The organism is Chryseobacterium sp. Tr-659 (assembly GCF_011752975.1).
GTDB lineage: Bacteria > Bacteroidota > Bacteroidia > Flavobacteriales > Weeksellaceae > Chryseobacterium.
Window position 1 is genome coordinate 1 of record NZ_VWWP01000021.1, and the last position, 947, is coordinate 947.

Annotated in this window: 2 tRNA genes and 1 rRNA gene; all 3 read left to right on the forward strand. The window is 45.0% G+C overall.

The features are described 5' to 3' along the window. Positions 1-34 precede the first annotated feature (34 nt). Positions 35-108, forward strand: a tRNA-Ile gene (locus tag F3J23_RS21505). An 88-nt stretch (positions 109-196) separates the two neighbouring features. After that, positions 197-270 (forward strand) — tRNA-Ala (locus tag F3J23_RS21510). 156 nt (positions 271-426) lie between these two features. Further along, a 23S ribosomal RNA gene (locus F3J23_RS21515) occupies positions 427-947 on the forward strand; the annotation flags it as partial.

Sequence of the window (947 nt, forward strand, 5' to 3'; positions counted from 1 at the left end):
TATCTATTATCTGAAATCTGTAAGTCTAACAGACAGTCTCGTAGCTCAGCTGGTTAGAGCGCTACACTGATAATGTAGAGGTCGGCAGTTCGAGCCTGCCCGAGACTACTAATTAAAAAGACGGGAAGATAAAAGATATGAGACATGAGACATTTAAGTCTGTGCTCTTTGATCTGGCATCTGAAGTCTACTAGAGGGGGAATTAGCTCAGCTGGCTAGAGCGCCTGCCTTGCACGCAGGAGGTCAAGGGTTCGACTCCCTTATTCTCCACAGTTTTGGAAGTTTGATTTAAAAGTTACGATTGGAGCCAAAAACAACAATTGTTTATCAGACGGAAAAGAAGACATTAAGATCATTGACATTAACGGTAAAGACATCACAAAGAGAAAACCGAGCGCATAAAGCGCTTGAGTAACCAAAAATAGGAAAGAAATCGTTAAGGGCGTATGGCGGATGCCTAGGCTTTCAGAGGCGACGAAGGACGTGGTAAGCTGCGAAAAGCTGCGGGGATTGGCACACACGAATTGATCCGCAGATGTCCGAATGGGGCAACCCGGCATGTTGAAGACATGTCACCTCTTAGGAGGAGCAAACCCGGAGAACTGAAACATCTAAGTACCCGGAGGAAAAGAAATCGAAGAGATTCCGTAAGTAGTGGCGAGCGAAAGCGGATTAGCCCAAAAGTCTTTATATGTTTAGAGGAATGTTTTGGAAAGAACAATCAAAGAAGGTGACAATCCTGTACTCGAAAGGCATATTAAGATGATAAATGAGTAGGGCGGGACACGTGAAATCCTGTCTGAATATGGGGGGACCATCCTCCAAGGCTAAATACTCCTGAAAGACCGATAGTGAACAAGTACTGTGAAGGAAAGGTGAAAAGCACTTCGAATAGAAGGGTGAAATAGAACCTGAAACCGTACGCCTACAAGCGGTCGGAGCAGCAT